Consider the following 13,819-nt stretch of genomic DNA (forward strand, 5'->3'; position numbering starts at 1 on the left):
TCGGTCAGGAGACGGCCGAGGCCCGCGATTCCCCCAGCGTCGCCCCCTCGTGTCGCTGCCACTGGCGGAACAGCTCGCCTAGGGCGGACAGCGGTGCCGGAACGACGTCAAAGTCGGCCCACTGGTCACCCAGACCAGCCCGGAGGAGAAGCCCGATATCCCGGGCGGACGGGTTCTCGATATTCACGGTCGAGAGCACCGACTTATCCAGCTCGCCAGCGGACGGCATCGAGAACTCACGGCCCGCCAGGGTGAACCGGAAAGGCTCCTTGCGAGCCTCCGCGACCCATACGTCAAGATCAAAAGCATTCGTCATCTGTGGTACCTCTTACGGCGTAGGGTGAACGTTTCTTCGCGGAATTACGGGGCCGGAGTGCTGCCCCACGCCGGATCATCCGAGTACTTGATTGCCACCGTGCCGTCAGGACCGGGGTAGGCGGTCACGGTCATTTCGTAGGAAAGGGCCTCGTCGCCCTTGTACGTGATATCTCCGGTCTCGGTGACCTCCCCGTCAGGGACCACGATCCGGATATGCGAGTTGCCGTCGATCACGTCGAAACCGAACATCCGGCGGTCGGGGCCCGGACTCTTGATCGCAAGCACGCTCTTACCGCTGGTGGTGACCACCTTCGCGCCCTTGTGGTACAGCTCAAGGACGGTCTTACTGGTCTCGATGGCCGTAAACTTGAAGGTCATTTCCGAGCTGGAAACGACCTTTCGGACGGTCTGCCCGCCCTGCCAGCCCTTGATTTCGCTGGTGTCAGCCGAGTTGCTTTCGGTAATACCGTCGTCCGAGATCCAGCCGATATCGGTAGCGGCAGCCGGCCATGCGGTCGTGGAATCGGTCGGCGCGGTCGTACCCTTCGGGGCGACGTACGCAGCGCCCGTGATCGCAACCCGTACCGCATTTGCATTCAGAGACAAAAGGCCCCCTTTATAAAAGGGCCCCGCGGTCTCTATTTCCCCGCATTTGGGAATGGAACCGCGGGGCCGTATTCCTTATGTTTTAGAGAGCGCGTCCGCGCATGTGGATTTCCACGGCGAACGCATATCGCGGGGTGCTGGTCTGGTCGTCGGGGAGCCACATGGGGCCGCCGACTTCCGACACCCCGTAGACGGTTACGCCGTCGCGCACCCCGGGGATTTGGTCGAGCAGGGCGCGGGAGAGTGCCGCGAGATCGTGCGCGGCGGATTCGGTCTCGGCCCATGCGTGGATATCCAGCCGGGGCCGGTCGCTTACCGGGGTCTGCCGGACACCGCCGATCCGCTGCACCCGGACGAACTCGGGCGGGCGCGGACTCGGCACCCGGGACACCACCGGGACGGCCCGGCCGGAAGCCGCGAGAGCGCCCCGCAGAAAGGCCGTGACGACCGCTACGGCGTCCGGCATCACGATGGCCGGTCTACTCGCCATGGGCACCGTCCATGCCCCGCAGCAGGTCCCGCCGCGAACCCGCGAGACCGCCCGAGTTCGGCCAGTCGTAATTGCCGATCACGGCCGCGCGCCAACGACGTTTGCCCAACGCGGAGTCGGTCTTGAACAGCCCGTCGTTCGATCCGGCGGACTCGGCGATTGCCTGCGCGATGCGGCGGACCTCGGCCCCGGTTTCCGGGGTCTTCATCAGCGAGTTGATGCCGGACTTGTTCGGCCGGAACTTCCTCACCCGTCCACCGCCTTCAACCGGGCCTCGGTGTGGTGGTGCCGGTCGCCCACGCTGAACCGGGCGGGCGCGCCGTCCACCTCCAGCAGCCGGCCGAGCGCCACGACCCGATCACCGGGCACCAGGTCGATATCCGCCCCGGGGCGGGTCACCAGGCGCCACCCGGTGACGACGGCCTGGCGGTCGCCCTCGGCCTCGGTGGACACGTCCGGCTGCACGGCCACCCGGCGGACCGTGGTCCTGGTGGCGGCCGACCAATCGCGGGCGGTCCCCTCGTTGCCATAGCGGTCCACCACGGCCGGGGCCCGAAGCACGACCACGGTCTGTGCGTACAGCAGCGTCACCAGGGCCACCCCCCGCCGAGGGGCAGCACCGCAGCACGGCGCCGGTAGCGGGCGAGCTGGTCACGTTCGACCGGGGCCAGAGACGCCCCGATGGTCTCGGCCGCGTAGGTCACCGAGACGGCCCCGACCGACTCTTGCCGCAGGTCCCGGGGGTTGGTGAGCACCCGGCCGGCGAGCGTGAGCACCAGGGCCCGCACGTCCGCCGGAACCTCGGCGTACCCGTGGGTGTACGTGACGTAGGCCGGGCCGAACCCGAGCTGCCGGAAGTGCAGTTCGTCCCGCCACAGCCGGTAGTCCTCGGCGGGCAGCACGATGCCGCCCCGGCGGACCAACTGCACTGAAACGACCGGGCGTTGGGGCAGGTAGGCAACCGAGCCCCGAGGCGTCACGGCAACCGTGGTGGTCCCCCTGGTGAACCGCTGGCCAGCCTCGGCCCGCACGACCGCCGAGGCGGTGTCGAGCACCAGGGCGGCCGACTCCGGCAGCTCCTCGGTTGTCCGTTGCAGCCACCCGGCAAGGTCGGCGACCGTGGCGAGCGGGGGCAGTGTCGTACTCAACTCCGCCTCCTACTTGATCAGTTGGGCGCCGCACCCGATGCACCGCGTCACGGTCCGCTCGGCCCCGTCCTGGTCGAGCACGGGGAAGCGCTCGAATCGGGACGGGGCGTCGCAGGAATCCGCGTGCGGAAGTCGGGGAACAGGCGCCGCAGCGCGCTTACGCGGCGGCATTCCGTCCCCTTTCCTTACTTGGCGAGAACGCCGTTAAGGCGGGCCGCAGCCTTGCCGCCGAAAACCGCCACGCCGCAGTAGAACTCAATGCGGGTGCGGTAACTCGGCTTGGTCTCCAGCTCGCCCAGGTCATAAGCCTGGACGCCGCCGTTGGTGAGACCGGTAACGGCGCGGTCGTCCTCGCCCTGGCCGAACTTCACGGCGTAAATGGAACTCGCGTCGGTGGCGGTTCCCTGCGTCTCGTTCTGCGGGAGGATATCCACGCCCGCCGCAGTCTGGCCGGGGTCGAGCAGCGAAATACCGTTGTAAGTCACGACCCGCTTACCGGTCAGATCCTCGCGCACGATCTCGACACCGCCGATTCGGCGGGCCGCACTGCGGACCTTGCCGATTACCTGCCGGTTGGCGTAGATCGCGCCATTGGACGCGGTGAGGCCCGGGACGGACGCCACCAGGGAATCCAGCAGGTCAAAGAAGGTGTGCGGGTCGGTCGAGCCGTTGCCCAGGATCGGCGCGCCGTTGGCGCCGGCCGACAGAACCTGACCACCCGTCAGGCGCTTCCGCAGACCATCAAAACTCTTCGGATCGGTCGCAACGTCGCCATTGAAAAAGGTTTCGGCGAACTTGTAGCTTGCCGCCTTGACCTTCATTCGGGTCTGAATGGCGCGCTGATCGTTGAGGTTACCGCGCGTCTTGACAATGAATCGGTCCACGTCCGCGTCACCACCGAGGATGACCAGGGATTCCGACTTCTGGTTGACCGTGCCGGTGCTCTCCGAGTAGCTGCCGCCGACCGCTCGGAACTCAACGCCCGGAAGCGCCGATTCCTCGTTGTAGGCGTAGGCGTTGCCCTCGATGGTGAGCATCGGGATTCGGTCGAGAATGCTCGACTCCTGCACGAACGTTTCGATAACGCCCCTCTGGAGATCGGTAGTCGAGAGCTTCGCGGCCTCTGCGAGAGTAAGTGCCATCTAGGAATTCCCCCTGATTTGGGCATGAAAAAAGGGCCGCCCGGAATCGGGTAGGCCCTCGGGAAGGGAAGCGCAGGAACGTTTCTGCGCGTGAGATCAGTCCGAGTACGCGCGCCGCAGACGCTCGTACGGGCTGGCGGGCTCCGGCTCGGCGGTCCCGCGCTGACCCGCGCCAACGTCGCCCCAGTGAGCGGGAGTTGGGCCGCTGGCGTCCGCCGCAAGATAGGGCTTGGCCTTAACCAGGGCCTCCAGCGCGGCAGTTACCGCCTTGCCGTCGATCTCGCCACCCGGACCGGCCAGGGCCGACAGGTCGAGCAGCGCGAGGGCGTCCGAGGCATCGCGGAGCCGACCGGCCGCAGCCGCGCGCACCTCGGCGCGGACCAGCTGCTCTGTGAACTCGGTGCGGACCTCGGCCCGCAGTGCGTCAAGGTCCACGCCCTTGACGGCCGCGTTCGCTCGGCGGAGTCGGGCCGCTTCCGCCTCGGCGTCCGCCGCGCGCTTCTCGGCCGCCTTGACGGCCTCGGTCTGGTCGGTGGTCGGCTCGGTGCCCGGGTCACTCTCGGTGCCCGTGGACGGGGCGCCGGAGCCGGTAGCCGGCTCGCCCTGGCGGTCGCCCTCGGGACCGGTGGTCGGAGTGGTCTGCGGGTCGTCTGCCATAGGTCCCCCTAGTAATCGGTGATGTATCCGTGTTTCTTGAGCTGCGCGATTTCTAGTTCGCGGTTGCCCTTGGCCAACTTGAAGATGGTTTCCGGCATTAGGCGGGCCTCGGTGCTCCGGTCCCGCGCTGCGGTTGTCTGGCCGAACCGGACGCCGGTCTGTTTCTGGTACTCGGCGGACATGGCTTTGGAGCCGATTCCCCGCCGGGTGGTCCCCTCGGTGGTGGTCTTGAGAGCGCCCCGGACCCCGCCGGTAACGGTGCTCATCCCCCGGCGCGCGTTGATGATCTGGCCGAGATCGGCGCCCGATTCAAGGGCTTTCACGCCCGCTTCGCCGAGGCGGCGCCGCTGTTCCTCCGGGGTCATCTCGCGGAACAGGTCCTCTGGGGACTTGACGTTCCGGTAATCCGGCTCGGACATCGGTTCCATGCCGCAATCACACTTGGGATGCCTTTTGAACCCGGTGGAGTAGGAATACTGACGGCCCGCCAGCACGATGCACCGGGCGCACGCCGGAAGGTGGACCACACGCACGTAGGAGATGCACCGGGGGTGAGCCGCCATGGCAACGGAATTCGCTGTGCGGGCGGTGTCCGTGATGGTGGTCCCGGTCAGCATGGCGAGTTGAGTCATGCCCCGTAGCGCGGCCACCTCGGCGGACTCGCCGAGGGCGAGTGACTGTGCCGTGGTGATCGCGGGCATGTAGAGCATCGTTGCGAGCGGTCGCCCGTCCATGGCAATTCCCACCAGGGCCCCGGGGTCGAGCACGCCGAGCGGGGCGGCAATCGCCCCTTGGGCCGCCATGGCACCCGACACGAAAACCTGCGCGCCCTGCGCGGCCGAGAGCTGACCGGCCAATACCGCGTTGAGAATCTGAGCCCCGGTCTCTCCCTGCATCGCGGAGAAAATCCGATCAGCCGGCACGTCCCGCCAAAGGCCCTGCACCGCCTCTACGACGCTGCGGGAAACCGTCTGAACCTCGGTGTACCGGTCGGCCGCGAGAGTCGCGGAGGACGGCATTACGCGGCTTCCGGAAGGGTATCGGCGGGCGGGTCCTCGGGCTGGTCGGGCTTAGGGCCGAACAGGGCCGCCACGTTGCCGCCGAGGATTGCCCCGGCCGCATCCGTGCGCATCCCCTTGTACCGCTCGATTTCCTCGGGCGTGACCCCGGGAATCCGCTCCCAGATCGCCTCATCGGGCAGCCCAAGGGACTTGAGCTTGACCAGCGCATCCGAGTACTGACTATCGCTGCGGAACTGCGGGTCACGCCACACCACCGAGCCCAGCAGCAGACCCCCGGCACGCCCGATCTCGCCATTCGCCAAGGCTTCAAGCCGCATGATCTCGCGGAGCGCCGCGCCGAAATGGCGCTGCCTCTCCGTGACCTTTGCGACTAGGCCCGCCTCGGACGCTGCGACACCATCGGGCGACACATTCACAAGCTGCCCAGCCAGATAGCTAGGCGGGGTGCGCGTCTGTGCCGCAATGTGCTGAACGGCCTTGTCGATAACCCGTAGGTAGTTGTCGAGATCGGCGGCCGAGAATTCCGCGATGGACGCGCCCTCCTTCTCCAGCCAGAGCAGGCGGTCCGACCGGAATCGGTCCAGCGGCAAATCCTCCTCGCCGACCACTTCGCCGCTCTCGGGGTCCACGATTTCCCGCACTGGCCGATCCATTCCCAGCACCGCACGGGCCGGAAGGGCAAGCCCGTCCGAGGCGGTCATGAGATGCGCCCACAAGGTATTAACGGCATCCTGTAGCGGAAGCACGGTAGCAATCTCGGAGCGCGGATTCCCGTGCAGCCGCGAGCGGTTCGGAAGCTCGACCAGCGGCACCACCTTGAGCGGATTCGGAACATGGGCCGGTTCACCTCGGCCGAGCCCGGCCGTGCGTTCTTCCCACCGTCCACCCTCGCGGGCCGGCCGCTGCCATCTATAAACAGTCTCGGGTGTGAAAAGGGTAGCGAACTCCAGATCCCAGTCACGCCAGACCAACAGCCCCGCCTTACGCTTGCGGCGCATTCCGGGGACGTACTCCACGATGGCATGGGAGGCGTTCTGAAAGGTGATATCAACCGGCATCGGCACTGTTCCAAACCAGGGCGTACGACCGCCCCGTAATCAGCGCTTCCAGCAGGGCCAACCCCACCTCCACGTCACATTCAGAGCGGCGCCAAGCCTTACCGGCAGCCTGGTCTAGCGAACCGTCCTCCAGCCGGAATCCCAACGGCATAAGACGTTCCACGGTTGCGTCAGGAACGACAGCGCACCAGTTGTCCGAGAAGCCTTCGAAAAGCCCGCCGCTCTGCGAGCTGAATTCCGGCGAAGCGAACAGCAACGGGCGCTTGCCCTCGTAAGCGTCGCTCCACTTCTGGGCTTCCTGCCTGCGGCGCAGTAGCTTGCCGTACAGGCGTTCTGTCATCTGTAGCGGGGTCTCAACCACGCGGCCCCCTTAAGGAGAAATGGGCAGGAAAAAGGCCCCGCGGAGCTTGCATAAACCAGGCCGCGGGGCCTTATGCGCTTGCCGCTCGGGCACGTTTCAGGGGGCGTCGGACATAGCCGTCAAGTGCCATTACAGCAGCGGCGATCCCGTCGATTCGGGCGCTCGATTTCTGCCTATCCGGTTTCACCGGGCGCATATTGTCGTTGCCGTCCCGGTAAACCTCGACCACCGACGCATGCCACCTGAGAATGGGATTGCCGCCGTGCTTAATTCTGCCTTCGCGCAACAGCCGCTCCAGCTCCTTGCAGCCCGGCGACATTCCCAAGTAGGTCTGAGCCACGGGCACCACATCGGTGCCCCTGGTTTTCTGCTCTATTCGCTGGACAAGCTGACCGGCGAACATGCGGTCATAAGAAATCCGCTGTACGTCGAGCCGCCGACAGTCCGCGATGATTTGCTTTTCGATCGCGTCATAATCAATGGCGTCGCCCTCGGTGAGCGTCAGCAGCCCGTCCCGGGCCCATTGCCTAAGCGGTACCTGTAGCTGCTGCTCCAATTCGTCTGCGCGTTCCTCGGGCAGCCAGAACCGCGAGATCAATTCCAGCTCGACCCCGGGTTGCCGGGACTCGACCGCCATAACCCACGCGGAAAGGTCACTGACCGCCGAAAGGTCCACCCCGCCCCAAGCGCGCCGATACCGGAAACGCTGGTCGTCCACGGTGCCCGCATTCGCGTCCCACAGCGTGAGCGGGAGCCAGCGAGTAGCGGCCCGCATTCGGCGGTTGAGCGACAGCCGGCAGAAGGTTGGGAAATAGCTCGGCGTGGACCGGGCCTTGTTCGCCTCGCGGCGCATGTAGGCCAGCGAGGGGGACGCCCCGAGCCCGGGGTTAGCCTTTCTCCAAGTCTCCTCGGAATAAGGGTCGTCGCCTTCCTCGGCCGCCCAGATGACGCCATAGTGGCCGGGGTCGAAAACAACCCCGGTGGCGCACCGCTCGGTGTAGACGTGTTTCTCGTCGTAAATGCTGCCCTCGGTGCCCTCATCAGCGGTCGTGATGTAGACCACCAAAGGCTGATCCCGAGCACCTGTGCCCGTTTCGATCGCGTCGATTAGGTCGCGCCTTTTATGGACGTGCACCTCATCGACAATCGCCCCGGACACATTGAGCCCGTGAGCGGTTTCCGCGATTTTCGACAGGGCGCGGAACACGCCACCGGTCCGAGGCACGCGGATAAGCCCGCGCAGCACTTCAACTCGACCGCGAACAGCGCGACTCGTCAGCGCCATTCGCTTAGCGTCGTCAAATACTCGCTCGGCCTGCGGCAGCGAGCCGGCCGCCGCGTACACCTCGGCGCCGGTTTCCCGGTCGGCGAGCAGCAGCACCAGGCCAATGCCTGACGAAAGAGTGGACTTGCCGTTCTTCCGGGGAATCTCGATCCACGCCGAGCGAATCACGCGAACTGCACGACCCAACTCGGGGTCGTGAGCGAGCCACCCGAATATTGGGGCGATCACCCACACGATTTGCCAGGGCGACAGCAGAAGCGGGGTCGAGCCCCAACGGCCTTTAGTGTGCTTGAAACTCTGGATAGCCGTAATCGCCCTGCGGGCAGACGCCACGTCGAAGAATGCGCCCGGGGCCTGTGAAGCCTGCGCAGCGACCACCAGGGGCCGCGAGGATATCGCCTCGGCTATCTGCTCCTCGGATAGCCCGAGTTCCAGCAGCGCGCCGTACGGGACGGGCAGGCTGTCAGTCGAAAACGTCTCCATCATCGCCCCCGCTGTTCTCCGGCGGGGTAATCCGCGTGGCCGAGGCGGGCGAGAGCCCGAGTTCGCCAGTCAGCGCCCGGAAGTGGCTCCGGTACTGATTGACGATCGTCACCCACGGGGATTTAACGTTCCCGCGCTCCGTCTCGACCACCAGGCCGGTACGGCTCAACTCCCGTTCCGCCTGCCAGAGACGGGCCACGGTGATGCAATATTCGATGGCGGTTTCCCGCTGTGGGTCGGTCAGGCCGGCTGAATACACCAGGGCCGGAATCGTCCGGCGCCACACGTCCGCAGCCTTGCCCCGCACGTCGTCCACAGCGTCACCCGGCAGCAGCTCGGACCAATCGGGTTCGATAGGGACCGCCGGGGCGAACCGTGCGCCCTCGGAATTCCGATCGGAACGGAAAGTGCCCTCGCGGACCGCCTGAATGTATGGCTTCGGCTTTTGCCCGGGAACAGCCACAGAAAGTCACCTCCACCAAACTAAGGGGATTAGCCATGCGAGTTTTTTCCCTCCCTGCCGATCAATGGCGGGTAGGGAGGGGAGTACCCCCCTGGTCGGGACGCGCCCTATGTCCGAATTGGCTTGGCGTTGGCCGCAGCCCAGCCGCCCGGTTGCCGCTGTGCGGTCTCTCGGTTGTGACAGAGCGTGCACAACGGCCGCAGCCGATGGAACCCGTCCGGATCGGCCACACCGCGAGCCACCAGGACACGACGCGACTCCGGGAAGTGGTCGGCCACCGTGGCCACCGAGCCGCACAGCAGACACCACGGGTGCCGGTACAGGAACGCCCGCCGGACACGCTGCCAACGGGTCGCGTAGCCCCGGTCAGCAGTGCTCCCGCGCAGGGCCTCGGCCTCCCGCTCGTGAGCGGCACAGCGGCCACCACGGGCGGTCAGCTCGGGGCACCCGGGCACCGAGCACGGGGGGCGGGGTCTACGCGGCATGGGGGCCTCCTCGACATACGGGCAGGTAGCTCGGCATATGTGGGGGTTCCGTAAAAAACCACTTGACACGAATGCCTATATGCGGGCGACCATGGGGGCCGCCCCTTCCAAACCGGAGGGGTTCATGCACAGCACCGCAGGCACGTTCGCCGCAGTACTCATCACGCTTCTGACCGCCCATCAGTGGGCGGATCACTGCTGGCAGACAGACCACCAGGCAGCGCACAAGGGCCGCCCCGAGGCGGACAGCACGACCACCCCCGCGCAGTCCTGGCGGGCGATGCTCGGCCACCTCATCGGCTACCACGCCGTGATGGGCGCCATGCTGGCCGTGGTGGTCCTCGCCCTGGCGCTCCGCGTCACCCTGGCCGGCTGCGCGGCCGGAGTCGGGTTCTCGGCGCTCTCGCATGGTTTCTGGGATCGACGCTGGCCCGTGGTCCGGTTCATGATCCTCACCAACAGCCCGGAATGGGCACGGACCGACCAGGGCCGTTACCTGGTGGACCAGGGGCAGCACTGGTTCTGCCTGTGGCTGTCCGCGCTGCTGGTCGTCAAGCTCTAGACGTAGCTTCGCTGGTTCTGCGGGTTCGGCCGCTTCGCGCAGCCCTGGCAACGGCCGAGCCCGTCACCTGGTCCGGCCGGAACGCCGACCTTGCGGCACAGCGTCACAACATGGGGGCCGTCACCGTTCAACAGGCGGGCACTGCACCGAACCCGCCGACCGCGAAGCACACACAGCAGCGGGTACGCAAGCTCTCGGCCGTCAACTTCGTAGTCAGACATGGCGAACACGGTAGTTCCCCCTCCCCGATCAGAACGGCGGATTGGACGCCCCGAAGTCCGTGCGCGTCTTGGCCTTGTGGCAGGGGCGGCACAGCGGCCACACGTTCGAGTCCACGTCCTCACCCCCGAGGGCGAGGGGCGTCCGGTGGTCCACGTCCACGGCCGAGGGCAGGAAGTCCAACCCGCACCGCCCGCACGTCGCTCTACCGGCCCGCCGGAGCCGCTTCCGCAGCCGCGCAGCAGCCGAGTTCCCCCGAGCGATCACAGCCTGACGGGCACGCCGAGCACGGACGCTCGCACGCCCCTCGTACGCCTGGTGGTGCTCCGCGCACCGGCCCCGGTGGGTCGCCGGCTCCAAACAGTCGATACAGCGCATGCCTGACCCCCAAGCAGTCAATTTCGAACAACCAGCGTGCCTAGCGGACTACTTGGCTACGGTCGAACAATGGAATCCGTCTGCCCTCGCTGCCATGGCCCGCTCTACCGAGACGACGACCAGGGCGGCGCTTCCCGAGCCACCGCAGACCGAGACATCAACGTCTGCGGGGACTGCTGCCTTGACGAGTCCGTAAGGCTCCACCAGGGCGAGGGAATCGCCACAGTGGCCGAGTGGCCCGTGACCGAAGCACACCGCACATGGCGCGATGCCTACACCTCCGAGACGAACTAGGTAGGACATGACCGACGAACAGCCCGTGATCGGGCCCGCCCTCGACCCCGCCGCCGATCTGGTTCTGGCCGTCCGGGGAGACAACTCCGCGACCGCCCCGGACTACGAACTCCCGCCCACGGTGCCGCTCGACACCGCGTCCGAAATCCTCGGCATCCCCGTGGCAGACGGACGGAAGCTCGCCAAGACCGGCGGGTATCACGCCCTGGTGAAGGTGATCCCCGTAGGCCGTAAGTTCGTCGCAAGCACCGCCGGACTGATTCAGGCCGTGGGGCTGGACAAGGTACGGGAAGTGCTGCGACCCCCCGGGGAAGTCGCACGGTAGTCCCGTGTAGTGCCCGCCCCCGGACTCGAACCGGGATGACACGCGCCTTGGTGGGCACGCTGCCTCGCCGATTGGGCTAGGCGGGCTCTGTGTGGCGGGCGAACCGTGTCACCCCGCCTCGGGCACCCCGCAGCATGCGCCGTACGGTGCCGTTCCTGGTGGTCCTGGTGTGGTGGGGACCGAGCCTGTTCAACCCCTTTCGGCCCGCCCTGGCGGACGGGGTTACTCATGGGCGGCTCGGTCCCCGCGCGTCGCCTCACGACTCCGGCGGCCACCCCTCGCGGGGTGCGTGGTGCACGGGCGACGCTGCTCCGAGAGCGGGCACTCAGTCCGCCGAGTGCCCCCGTGTGGGATGGGTGCGCGGTAACCCGCTCTCGTAAGGAGTGAAGGGCGGAGGTTTCCCGGGCACCCCGGGGCGCTTCGTTCCCTCGCTGTAGTGAAGGGCGGAGGTTTCCCGGCTGGCCGGGGGCGCTCTCTTCCTTCGCCATAGTGAAGGGCGGAGGTTTCCCGGCCGCGTGGTGCAGTTGTGCTTGGGGCCCTGTTTCTGGTTTTTCCTATGTTTTTCTATGTGTTCTAAAAAATAGGTACTAACCACCACTCACCACCGCCGCTGTTGGCCGAGCCGGGACCGGAGCCGGCGGGGCCGAGGCCACAGAGGCCCGTCTGCACCGCCGCTGTTGGCCGAGCCGGGACCGGAGCCGGCGGGGCCGAGGCCACAGAGGCCCGTCTGCGGGCAGCAGGAAGCCCCGGCCGGTCCGGAGGGACCAACCGGGGCTCTAAGGGCCGTCTAGGGGCGCTACGCGGCTTGTGCGAAGTCTTCTGCGTCGGGCTCGGCGGGCTTGGCCCACTGGAACGTCACACGCTCGGCGCCCTTGAACCGGGTACCACGCCCGCCGGGGGACTTGCAGACGATCACGGTGTCTATGGCCAGGCCGAGCAAGTCCCGACGGAGTTCCGGCGCGGCAGCCTCCCAGTGCTTCGCTGCCTCCCCCTCGAACAGGAACGTCACGTCCACGGGCCCATCGTTGGACAGCTCTCGCACGCGCGCCTCGGCAGCGTCCACGCGCGCTTCCGCCGCGTTCTTCGTGGGGATGCGGTACCGGGCGGAGCGGCCCGTGTAGAACCCTTCCCGGTCGTCCTGGTGGAACTTGTCGAGCTTGGCTTGCGCTGCCCGGAGTTCCGCGCGGGCATCCTGCAACGCCTGGTTGTCGTCCGGGCGGTTGAGAGCCTGCCAGCGCTCAGCAACGGCGATCATGATTTCGTCGTCGTCGTCCGCGCGGTGGAGTCGGTCCGCCCACTGCTCCACCACGAACCTTTCAAGGCACTTGGCCGAAGCGCGGGCCGGAGCGGGGCAGAGCGCCCCGTGGGTCAAGGAGGTGCAGATGTAGGAATTCCCGTCCGAGATCATTCCCAGCATGCACCCCGAGCACTTCACGCGACCGGTGAGCGGCTTAGAGGCTCGGCCCGGACGCGGGGTGTTGGGCATGACCTGGTTACCCGTGAGCATCCGGCGCGCCTTAGCGGCAAGCGCGGCGGGGATCATCTCCGGCAGCACGCTCTTTTCAACGCACCGGACCTTCTCGCCCTTCTCGTTCAGGTACGGGATTTGATCCATGGACGGCCGCTTAGAAACGGACAGCCACCCTTCAAACACGGGGTGGTTCACAATGTCGCGAATCTGCGAAATGCGCCACTGGGCGCCGTTCACGGTCCGCAAGCCTTCCTTGTTCATTTTCAGGGCCAGTGCGCGCCCCGACACACCGTTTGCAACCTCGGTGATTACCCGCTTGATCACCTCCCACGGAGTGACTTCCCGGCGGCCCTGCACCAGGCACATGTACGGCCGGGTGTCCGGGCGGAGCTTGCGGGTTGCGGGATCGACCACCACGCCGAACGGTGCCTTGCCCAGCCAACGCCCCTCGTTCCGCTGAGTGGCCTTGGTGTTGGTGACGTTGTAGCTAAGCCGCTGGCTGTACTCGCGGGCGTTCTCGGCGCGGTCGATGATCCAACGGCGGTCCCGCTCGTCCATCGAGTCAAGACGCTCGTAGTCGAAGATGACGCGGGCCTTGCCGAGGATCGGCACAACCGCTTCCGCGCCCTTCCGGCTGAATCGGTCGAGCGCGTATACCCACAGGCACGGAACCTCGCCGAGCAGGACCGCCGCCATGGCTGCGTCGTACTTCGGGCGCCGCACGTCAGACCAGGCGGACAGGTTCTCGCGCCAGACCTTGCGGACGCAGTAGCCGTGTTCGGCGGCCCATGCCCGGCCCCGGTGCTCCTGGTCGCGGATGCTGAGCGCGCGTTCGCCCTCTCGGACCACCTTGGACTTGCGGAGCAACAGGTCCGCCTGCGGAAGTCCGTGGCAGGGGCACACCCCCGTGATCGGCGTCTCGTTCATACCTGTTGTGAAGGGCGAAGGTGTCCCGGTCGAGCGCGTGAGCGTGGCCGTTCCCATGGCGTACCCCTTGTGACCTGCGGAAACGGTCCGCTGCCGAGCAGAACACCGGGTGTTGTATCTGCTCC

Annotated in this window: 17 protein-coding genes and 1 tRNA gene; 2 read left to right on the forward strand and 16 right to left on the reverse strand. The window is 66.8% G+C overall.

Annotation, left to right across the window (positions count from 1 at the left end):
- Positions 1-4: 4 nt before the first annotated feature.
- The 13 genes from ACIQWA_RS39805 to ACIQWA_RS39865 all read right to left on the reverse strand — a co-directional run bounded on the left by ACIQWA_RS39805 (position 5) and on the right by ACIQWA_RS39865 (position 9,033).
- Positions 5-316: a hypothetical protein gene (locus ACIQWA_RS39805; protein WP_402491801.1), complete on the reverse strand. Its 312-nt coding sequence runs from the start codon at positions 314-316 to the stop codon at positions 5-7.
- A 44-nt stretch (positions 317-360) separates the two neighbouring features.
- Entirely contained in the window at positions 361-924 is a 564-nt protein-coding gene (locus ACIQWA_RS39810) for a hypothetical protein (protein ID WP_402491804.1), read from the reverse strand.
- A gap of 82 nt (positions 925-1,006) precedes the next feature.
- On the reverse strand, positions 1,007-1,414 hold the full coding sequence (locus tag ACIQWA_RS39815) for a hypothetical protein (protein WP_402491807.1): 408 nt from the start codon (positions 1,412-1,414) through the stop codon (positions 1,007-1,009).
- On the reverse strand, positions 1,404-1,664 hold the full coding sequence (locus tag ACIQWA_RS39820; RefSeq protein WP_402491810.1) for a hypothetical protein: 261 nt from the start codon (positions 1,662-1,664) through the stop codon (positions 1,404-1,406). The genes ACIQWA_RS39815 and ACIQWA_RS39820 overlap by 11 nt, the downstream gene beginning before the upstream one ends.
- Positions 1,661-2,005, reverse strand: coding sequence for a hypothetical protein (locus tag ACIQWA_RS39825; RefSeq protein WP_402491812.1), 345 nt, complete (start codon positions 2,003-2,005; stop codon positions 1,661-1,663). Before ACIQWA_RS39825 ends, ACIQWA_RS39820 begins: the two co-directional genes overlap by 4 nt.
- The gene (locus ACIQWA_RS39830) at positions 2,002-2,562 is read right to left on the reverse strand and encodes a hypothetical protein (RefSeq protein ID WP_402491815.1); all 561 of its coding nucleotides are present in this window, start codon (positions 2,560-2,562) and stop codon (positions 2,002-2,004) included. Before ACIQWA_RS39830 ends, ACIQWA_RS39825 begins: the two co-directional genes overlap by 4 nt.
- A gap of 185 nt (positions 2,563-2,747) precedes the next feature.
- Positions 2,748-3,704, reverse strand: coding sequence for a major capsid protein (locus ACIQWA_RS39835; RefSeq protein ID WP_402491818.1), 957 nt, complete (start codon positions 3,702-3,704; stop codon positions 2,748-2,750).
- 96 nt (positions 3,705-3,800) lie between these two features.
- The gene (locus ACIQWA_RS39840) at positions 3,801-4,361 is read right to left on the reverse strand and encodes a hypothetical protein (protein WP_402491821.1); all 561 of its coding nucleotides are present in this window, start codon (positions 4,359-4,361) and stop codon (positions 3,801-3,803) included.
- Between the two features lie 8 nt (positions 4,362-4,369).
- Entirely contained in the window at positions 4,370-5,380 is a 1,011-nt protein-coding gene (locus ACIQWA_RS39845) for a hypothetical protein (protein WP_402491824.1), read from the reverse strand.
- On the reverse strand, positions 5,380-6,441 hold the full coding sequence (locus ACIQWA_RS39850; RefSeq protein ID WP_402491827.1) for a phage portal protein: 1,062 nt from the start codon (positions 6,439-6,441) through the stop codon (positions 5,380-5,382). Before ACIQWA_RS39850 ends, ACIQWA_RS39845 begins: the two co-directional genes overlap by 1 nt.
- Positions 6,431-6,802, reverse strand: coding sequence for a hypothetical protein (locus ACIQWA_RS39855; protein ID WP_402491830.1), 372 nt, complete (start codon positions 6,800-6,802; stop codon positions 6,431-6,433). Before ACIQWA_RS39855 ends, ACIQWA_RS39850 begins: the two co-directional genes overlap by 11 nt.
- 70 nt (positions 6,803-6,872) lie before the next feature.
- Positions 6,873-8,573, reverse strand: coding sequence for a terminase large subunit (locus tag ACIQWA_RS39860; RefSeq protein ID WP_402491832.1), 1,701 nt, complete (start codon positions 8,571-8,573; stop codon positions 6,873-6,875).
- Entirely contained in the window at positions 8,551-9,033 is a 483-nt protein-coding gene (locus ACIQWA_RS39865; RefSeq protein ID WP_402491835.1) for a P27 family phage terminase small subunit, read from the reverse strand. Before ACIQWA_RS39865 ends, ACIQWA_RS39860 begins: the two co-directional genes overlap by 23 nt.
- A gap of 609 nt (positions 9,034-9,642) precedes the next feature.
- Between ACIQWA_RS39865 and ACIQWA_RS39870 the strand changes: the two genes are divergently transcribed.
- Positions 9,643-10,080: a hypothetical protein gene (locus ACIQWA_RS39870; protein ID WP_402491837.1), complete on the forward strand. Its 438-nt coding sequence runs from the start codon at positions 9,643-9,645 to the stop codon at positions 10,078-10,080.
- A 249-nt stretch (positions 10,081-10,329) separates the two neighbouring features.
- Here the strand turns inward: ACIQWA_RS39870 and ACIQWA_RS39875 are convergent, their stop codons facing one another.
- The gene (locus ACIQWA_RS39875; protein WP_402491839.1) at positions 10,330-10,677 is read right to left on the reverse strand and encodes an HNH endonuclease; all 348 of its coding nucleotides are present in this window, start codon (positions 10,675-10,677) and stop codon (positions 10,330-10,332) included.
- A 301-nt stretch (positions 10,678-10,978) separates the two neighbouring features.
- On the opposite strand from ACIQWA_RS39875, the gene ACIQWA_RS39880 reads away from it, so the two are divergent.
- The gene (locus ACIQWA_RS39880) at positions 10,979-11,296 is read left to right on the forward strand and encodes a hypothetical protein (protein WP_402491842.1); all 318 of its coding nucleotides are present in this window, start codon (positions 10,979-10,981) and stop codon (positions 11,294-11,296) included.
- Positions 11,297-11,306: 10 nt separating this feature from the next.
- Here the strand turns inward: ACIQWA_RS39880 and ACIQWA_RS39885 are convergent.
- Both ACIQWA_RS39885 and ACIQWA_RS39890 read right to left on the reverse strand, forming a co-directional pair.
- Positions 11,307-11,382 (reverse strand) — tRNA-Gly (locus tag ACIQWA_RS39885).
- A 710-nt stretch (positions 11,383-12,092) separates the two neighbouring features.
- On the reverse strand, positions 12,093-13,694 hold the full coding sequence (locus tag ACIQWA_RS39890) for a recombinase family protein (protein ID WP_402491845.1): 1,602 nt from the start codon (positions 13,692-13,694) through the stop codon (positions 12,093-12,095).
- Positions 13,695-13,819: the final 125 nt, after the last annotated feature.

It is taken from the genome of Kitasatospora sp. NPDC098652, assembly GCF_044760155.1.
GTDB lineage: Bacteria > Actinomycetota > Actinomycetes > Streptomycetales > Streptomycetaceae > Kitasatospora.

Excerpts from the sequence above, each read along its gene's own strand:
- ACIQWA_RS39880 (WP_402491842.1), top strand. The coding sequence starts at position 10,979 with ATGACCGACGAACAGCCCGTGATCGGGCCCGCCCTCGACCCCGCCGCC.
- ACIQWA_RS39805 (WP_402491801.1), bottom strand. The coding sequence starts at position 316 with ATGACGAATGCTTTTGATCTTGACGTATGGGTCGCGGAGGCTCGCAAG.
- ACIQWA_RS39860 (WP_402491832.1), bottom strand. The coding sequence starts at position 8,573 with ATGATGGAGACGTTTTCGACTGACAGCCTGCCCGTCCCGTACGGCGCG.
- ACIQWA_RS39845 (WP_402491824.1), bottom strand. The coding sequence starts at position 5,380 with ATGCCGTCCTCCGCGACTCTCGCGGCCGACCGGTACACCGAGGTTCAG.
- ACIQWA_RS39870 (WP_402491837.1), top strand. The coding sequence starts at position 9,643 with ATGCACAGCACCGCAGGCACGTTCGCCGCAGTACTCATCACGCTTCTG.
- ACIQWA_RS39850 (WP_402491827.1), bottom strand. The coding sequence starts at position 6,441 with ATGCCGGTTGATATCACCTTTCAGAACGCCTCCCATGCCATCGTGGAG.
- ACIQWA_RS39815 (WP_402491807.1), bottom strand. The coding sequence starts at position 1,414 with ATGGCGAGTAGACCGGCCATCGTGATGCCGGACGCCGTAGCGGTCGTC.
- ACIQWA_RS39840 (WP_402491821.1), bottom strand. The coding sequence starts at position 4,361 with ATGGCAGACGACCCGCAGACCACTCCGACCACCGGTCCCGAGGGCGAC.
- ACIQWA_RS39875 (WP_402491839.1), bottom strand. The coding sequence starts at position 10,677 with ATGCGCTGTATCGACTGTTTGGAGCCGGCGACCCACCGGGGCCGGTGC.
- ACIQWA_RS39890 (WP_402491845.1), bottom strand. The coding sequence starts at position 13,694 with ATGAACGAGACGCCGATCACGGGGGTGTGCCCCTGCCACGGACTTCCG.
- ACIQWA_RS39835 (WP_402491818.1), bottom strand. The coding sequence starts at position 3,704 with ATGGCACTTACTCTCGCAGAGGCCGCGAAGCTCTCGACTACCGATCTC.